The organism is Streptomyces sp. NPDC023541, from assembly GCF_055559995.1.
This window is the reverse complement of the sequence record NZ_JBVHJO010000030.1, coordinates 35842-41299: the sequence shown is the minus strand read 5'-3', so window position 1 is coordinate 41299 and position 5458 is coordinate 35842. Positions and strand designations below refer to the sequence as shown.

At 67.2% G+C, this 5458-nt stretch carries 6 protein-coding genes and 1 pseudogene; 3 read left to right on the top strand and 4 right to left on the bottom strand.

Features of this window, described 5'->3' with window-relative positions; all coding sequences use genetic code 11:
- Positions 1-142: 142 nt before the first annotated feature.
- Entirely contained in the window at positions 143-577 is a 435-nt protein-coding gene (locus tag ACZ3X1_RS36290; RefSeq protein ID WP_467283682.1) for a hypothetical protein, read from the top strand.
- Positions 578-581: 4 nt separating this feature from the next.
- On the opposite strand, the pseudogene ACZ3X1_RS36285 reads toward ACZ3X1_RS36290, so the two are convergent.
- Together ACZ3X1_RS36285 and ACZ3X1_RS36280 are read right to left on the bottom strand one after the other, a co-directional pair.
- Positions 582-1513 (bottom strand): annotated as a pseudogene (locus tag ACZ3X1_RS36285) (IS5 family transposase).
- Between the two features lie 88 nt (positions 1514-1601).
- Positions 1602-2246 carry a hypothetical protein gene (locus ACZ3X1_RS36280; RefSeq protein WP_467283680.1) on the bottom strand — a complete coding sequence of 215 codons (645 nt, stop codon included), beginning with the start codon at positions 2244-2246 and terminating at the stop codon, positions 1602-1604.
- A gap of 283 nt (positions 2247-2529) precedes the next feature.
- Here ACZ3X1_RS36280 and ACZ3X1_RS36275 point away from each other — a divergent pair, with 283 nt between their 5' ends.
- Both ACZ3X1_RS36275 and ACZ3X1_RS36270 read left to right on the top strand, forming a co-directional pair.
- Entirely contained in the window at positions 2530-2679 is a 150-nt protein-coding gene (locus ACZ3X1_RS36275; protein WP_467283678.1) for a hypothetical protein, read from the top strand.
- 9 nt (positions 2680-2688) lie between these two features.
- On the top strand, positions 2689-3801 hold the full coding sequence (locus tag ACZ3X1_RS36270) for a methyltransferase domain-containing protein (protein ID WP_467283676.1): 1113 nt from the start codon (positions 2689-2691) through the stop codon (positions 3799-3801).
- Positions 3802-3880: 79 nt separating this feature from the next.
- Here the strand turns inward: ACZ3X1_RS36270 and ACZ3X1_RS36265 are convergent, their stop codons facing one another.
- Both ACZ3X1_RS36265 and ACZ3X1_RS36260 read right to left on the bottom strand, forming a co-directional pair.
- Positions 3881-4090, bottom strand: coding sequence for a DUF397 domain-containing protein (locus ACZ3X1_RS36265; protein WP_467283675.1), 210 nt, complete (start codon positions 4088-4090; stop codon positions 3881-3883).
- The gene (locus tag ACZ3X1_RS36260) at positions 4087-5064 is read right to left on the bottom strand and encodes a helix-turn-helix domain-containing protein (RefSeq protein WP_467283673.1); all 978 of its coding nucleotides are present in this window, start codon (positions 5062-5064) and stop codon (positions 4087-4089) included. The genes ACZ3X1_RS36265 and ACZ3X1_RS36260 overlap by 4 nt, the downstream gene beginning before the upstream one ends.
- Between the last annotated feature and the right edge of the window lie 394 nt (positions 5065-5458).

Below are 5458 nucleotides of genomic sequence, written 5' to 3'. Positions count from 1 at the left end.
CGGCCCACGACCGGGCATCAGCACGTTCCCCACCCATGACCTGACAAACGACCGACCTGCCCAACCGTCACGGCAAGCACCGTTGCAGTACTAGGACTTGTCCGGCCGATCATGGTTGTGGGCAGTCGGGCATGATGCCCGGGTGAGCATCATCGTGAAGTTCTTCGTGGCGCCGGACGACACGTCAGCGACTCTGACCCTCCAAACCGGGCCGGGACGGGCATTCGAGTCGCTCTCCTTCGGTAACTTCGATCCCGAAGAGGCCGTGGTCGAGTGGGAATGCCTTCTGGCCGGCGGCAGCTTCGAGGAACTCGTCGATGCCGGTGAGCCTCGCATCGTCGCGGGCCAGGACAACGACGGGTGCGTCGTCTTCGCGATCTCGCCTCGCCTGTCCACTGCACTCGCGAACGCTGGGCACTCCAGGTTGCGTGACATTGCCGCCTCGTGGGCTCAGCTGCGCGCGGAAGATGGCGAGGCCATCGACACGGAGATCGCCGAGGCGATCGTGGGTGATCTGGCTAGCCTCGTCAGCAGCGCCCGGCGCCATGACCAGGGCGTCTACTGCTGGGTCGCGTAGGAGTTCATGTTCGGAGCCAGATAGCGACGGCCGCCGCGGTGGCGGTGCCGAGGAAGACGTAGCCGCACTTGTCGTAACGCGTGGCGACCGCCCGGAACTGCTTCAGGCGGTTGATCGCCCGCTCGACGGTGTTGCGCTTCTTGTAGCGGTCCTCATCGAAGCCGGGCGGCCGTCCACCGCGTGCGCCCTTGCGCAGGCGGGCCGCCTGGCTGTCGGTCTTCTCCGGGATGGTGTGGCGGATTCCCCGCCGTCGTAGGTACTCGCGGATGGGACCGTTGCTGTAGGCCTTGTCGGCTGCGAGGCTGTCCGGCTTCTTGCGCGGCCGTCCCAGGCCAGGTCTCGGGACTCGGATCTTCTCAAGGACCGGCTCGAACTGGGTGCAGTCCGCCCGCTGACCTGGAGTGACGATCAAGGACAGCGGACGGCAACGGCCGTCCGCGCTCAGGTGGAGCTTGCTGGTGAACCCGCCCCGCGAGCGGCCCAGGCCCTCACCTCCCGCACCACCTCCACCAGGCGGGCGACGAGACTCTGCCACGGCGTCTCGTCCTGGTGTTCCATCTCTTCGGCCCCCTTTGATCCCGGGGCCGGCGGCGGATCGGTGCGGGCGCCGGCCGCATGCTGATGCGCGCGCACGATGGTGGAGTCGACCGAGACGTCCCAGTCGATCTCGCCTGCGGCGTCGGCCGCGGCCTGGACCTGCTGGAGCAGGCGTTCCCAGGTGCCGTCTGCCGACCACAGGCGGTGGCGTTCGTAGACGGTCTTCCACGGCCCGAACCGTTCGGGCAGATCACGCCACTGCACCCCGGTCCGCACCCGATGCAGAATCCCGTCGATGACCTGCCGGTGATCCCGCCACCTGCCACAACGACCGTTGCTCACCGGCAGGAACGGCCGCAGCCGTTCCCATTCGGCATCCGTCAGATCACCCCGCCCCATGCCCACGTGAACGATTCGGCGACGGAGGAGTCACATGATCAGCCGGACGGCGGCAACCTTGCCGGCCTCGCCGCCGGGGCCCGCGTGGTCATTGATCGGAACGGCTGGCGGTCCCCAGTGCGCGGCCCGCGAGCCAGGCAGCGATCCGCTTCTGCAACTCCTTGTCGGTGCGGGGATAGTCCCAATTTGCGTACCATTCCAGGTCCTGCAGGACGTTCTGAGAGCGGGCCGGGTGGGCCACCGCCCTCACGTCGACACCGATCTCGCCCGTCGAGCAGCTGATGTACACGCTGCTGTCGAGCGCCATCATGCTGAAACCCGGGTGTCCTGCACGTATGCCGAGGAACGCCGATGCCGCACCCCGCCCCATGATGTCCCAGCGGTCGAGGAGCCGGACCCGGGTCCAGACCCACGATGGGGTATGGCGGCCATAATGCAAGTGCTCCTTCGGCAGGAGGGCATGGTGCGTGTGGGTGCCGTGAGGAAGCAGGACGAGGAACTCGCGCCGGTGGTCGAAAAGACCCGAGGAGACCGCCAGGTCGTACCAGTCCTCGTTGAGACGCTCGACGAGCCGTGGGGTTTCGTACCGGTGGGAGAAGCCGCCGACGATGTCCTCGCGGTCGTATCCCAAGACGAACGGCATCGTGCCGTCCGGCACGGCGTCCGGGATCACCTCGAGGCCGGCCCGCCGCAGCGGCCGGTACATCTTGCGTTCGCGCTCCTGGATACCCACGGGCAGTGTTCTACCAGGTGCGGCATACCAAGAATCCCCGGCCCGGCGCGTCTCCCGTTTCCCGACCTCCCGGATCGGACCGGTGCTCGGATTAGAGGCGTGATCGGCCGGACAGGTCCTAGACGCAGTAGCCGTCCGCGCACACTCCGTATGCAGATTCTGCATTCCGAATCCGCGATCAGGGAATGCGACCCCGGCGCGGTACGGGGCGTGGTGTCGTTGCGACGCACACCACCGCGGTGGACCGCCGCGGCGGGGCCGTTCGACCAGAGGGGAGCACACCATGCCGAAGGACAAGGGCGGAAGCAGCGGAGGCGGGGGCGGGAGCCACGCGAAGCCGAACCCCCCGCTGTCGGGCGGCACTCCGCCGCCGGGGAACAGCGACGGGCAGGTCTCCACCCCGGGGCCGGGCTCGGGCAAGCGCGGGAAGTAGCGGACCGTCATGCATCTCGATGACCGCCGGCGTGAGCTGGCGGAGGCCATGGACAACCAGGGCCTGTGGCCGGCGGACTCCCCGTGGGTCCGCCGCGCTATCCTGGACAGCCTCCCCCGGCACCAGTTCGCCCCCGACCAGCTGTGGACGTGGAACGGGCACGACGCCTACGTGCCCGTTGACCGCGCCCACGACCAGGACGCGTGGGCCGATCTCGTCTATGTCGGCCCCGAAGGCTCGACGATCATCCAAGTCGTCGACGGCTTGCCCAGCTCCAGCCTCTCCTGTACCGCGGTGGTCGCGGACATGCTCGACTCGCTCCTCCTGGAGCCTGGACACCGAGTCCTGGAAGTCGGGTCCGGCGCCGGCTGGAACGCCGCCCTGCTGGCCTCCCGAGCAGGTGCCGGACGGGTGACCACCGTCGAAGTCGACGCGGAACTCGCCGCGGCCGCGGCACGGCGCCTGACCGTGGCCGGTCTCGACGTCGCCGTACACACCGGAGACGGCAACGCTGGCTGGCCCGCGGCCGCACCGTTCGACCGGCTGATGGCCACCTACGCGGTGGAGCGCATCCCGTGGACGTGGATCGAGCAGACCAGACCTGGTGGCCGCCTCGTCATCCCGTGGGGCCGGATGGGGCACGTCGCGCTCACCGTCGCCGACGACGGCAAGTCGGCCACCGGGTGGGTGCAGGGCTTGGGCCTCTTCATGCCCAGCCGAGGGGTCGATCAGGGCCTTGCGTTCCACACCATCCGTGGCGACGTGTCCGGTGCGGCGGTCCAGGTTGACCGGGACCTGCGACGTCTCGCAGACGCGCACCTGCTTTTCGCCCTGCGGGTCTCCCATCCCGACATCCGCATCACTACCTCGGCCACCGAGGCGGACTTCTCCGTGCACCTGCACGACGGGGTCAGCTCCTGGGCGCACGCCGTCATAGGTGCGGACGGCACCACCACGGCGTACGAGGGCGGCACCCGCCACCTTCTAGCGGAGGTCGATACGGGCTGGGAGCGCTGGGAAGCGGCTGACACCCCGCCGGTGTGGGACTTCGGCATGACGGTGACACCCGACGGACAAACCGTGTGGGCCGGCACCGAGGGCAACGGCCTCTATGCGCCCTGAGGGCTTGTCACTGCTCCAGGGCAAGATGACCGATGGGTGTCCTCCTCGATGAGAGCGAGGAGGACACCCGGCGTACGGACTAGTCCTGCACCATGTCGATGAAGTGGGTCCACGCAAAGTGCGTGACCGCGAAAGCCGGCCCGTTCGTCTGCTTCGAGTCCCGGACGCCGACGACGTCAGACAGAGCGACTGTTTCGACGCAGTTGCCGCCCTGCTGGTCGCTGTAGGACGACTTCGTCCAGGAGTCCTCCGGGGCCAGCTGCGTAGAGGCGGTGTAGCTGGTGGTCATTTCCATAGCTTCTTCTCCAGGTTGTGCAGGATCTGCGGCGTTGCGGAAGGCCCTGGCGCCGCCTTGGCCATGGCCTGGAACTGCCGCTGGTACTGACCGAGGTCAGAGGGCTTCGACCACATCGTCGTCGCCTTGTGACTGTCGCTCTGCACCACCGAATCCAGACCCGGGAAGTCCAAGATCGTAAAATTGAACGCTGCCCGGTACATCCCCTCGTCGCCGCACTCCGGGATGATTTGCACGTCGACGTTGTCCAGCCCGGCCAGCCGTTCGATCTCGGCGTACTGCTCACGCATGACGGCTGGCGTTCCGATCTGCCGGGTCAGGGTGTTCTCGGTCAGAATGATGTGCAGCTCAGGACCACCCTCCGCGAGGAGCAGCTCCTTCCTCTCCATCCGAAGGCGGACGCTCGTCTCGACCGCGTCGGTGGTGCGCTCCTCAACCACCTTTGCCGAGCCCATGAGGGCCCTGGCGTAGGACTCGCACTGCAGCAGTCCATGCACATTGATGTTCTCGTAGCCCCGAATGCCCTTGGCATCGCGCTCTAGGCCCAGGTACATCGGCATGCCGGACGGCAGCATGTTCCGGTAGGAGGTGAAGGGCTCCTTCCGGAGGGATTCCTTGTGCATCCGCACCAGGGTGTCCCGGTCATCAGGGTCTATCACGTCGAGATAGTCGAGCAGCTTGTGGAGATCCTCCAGTTTGGGCAGGGGGATCTCGCCGGTCTCCAGTCTGCTCACCCTGGGCCGTGACCATCCGAGAGCGACCGAGACGGCCTCGGCCGTGACCCCCTTCTCGTTCCTGAGGGCTTGGAACTCCTTGCCGAGCGCCACCCGAAGGTAGGTCGGTCCCTGTCGTGCCGCCACCTGCCTGTCTCCCTCTCTCGCCGCTGTGCCCGTGACATCAAAGGCGCTGTCCTCGAAACCAAGTCGCCTGTCCGGCAGATGAAGGACCCGTCCGGAGTCTGACAGCACCCGTCCACCAAACAACAGCCCCCGTCCGTCACGCGGCATGTGCCAGTTCACCGCCGATCGGAGTTTCCCTTGAATGTTAACTGGCACATCCAGCACGCTAGTTGAGCCAAGGCGGATTCGGTTCGAACCGATCGCCGCCCTGCAACGCCGGCCCCGATATGAGGTGCCCGCATGCAGTGCTCTCCGTGAACGACCGACTGAGATGGGCGTAGCCATGCCGCAGATGATTCCCGGTGCACCCACCACGACCTTGTCAGCGGGCGGCCGATGTGCCGGCTCGGAGAATCTGCTGGAGTAGGCCCTGTCGATGCAAGGCCCCGTCGCTGGAGGCCAGCCCTCCACCGCAGATGCCCGCTGGGTGGGGCTCATGCGCAACACCGTGACTGATCGACTC

Bases quoted from the DNA above. Each gene is read 5' to 3' on its own strand.
- ACZ3X1_RS36275 (WP_467283678.1), top strand. From the start codon at position 2,530: ATGCCGAAGGACAAGGGCGGAAGCAGCGGAGGCGGGGGCGGGAGCCAC.
- ACZ3X1_RS36270 (WP_467283676.1), top strand. From the start codon at position 2,689: ATGCATCTCGATGACCGCCGGCGTGAGCTGGCGGAGGCCATGGACAAC.
- ACZ3X1_RS36265 (WP_467283675.1), bottom strand. From the start codon at position 4,090: ATGACCACCAGCTACACCGCCTCTACGCAGCTGGCCCCGGAGGACTCC.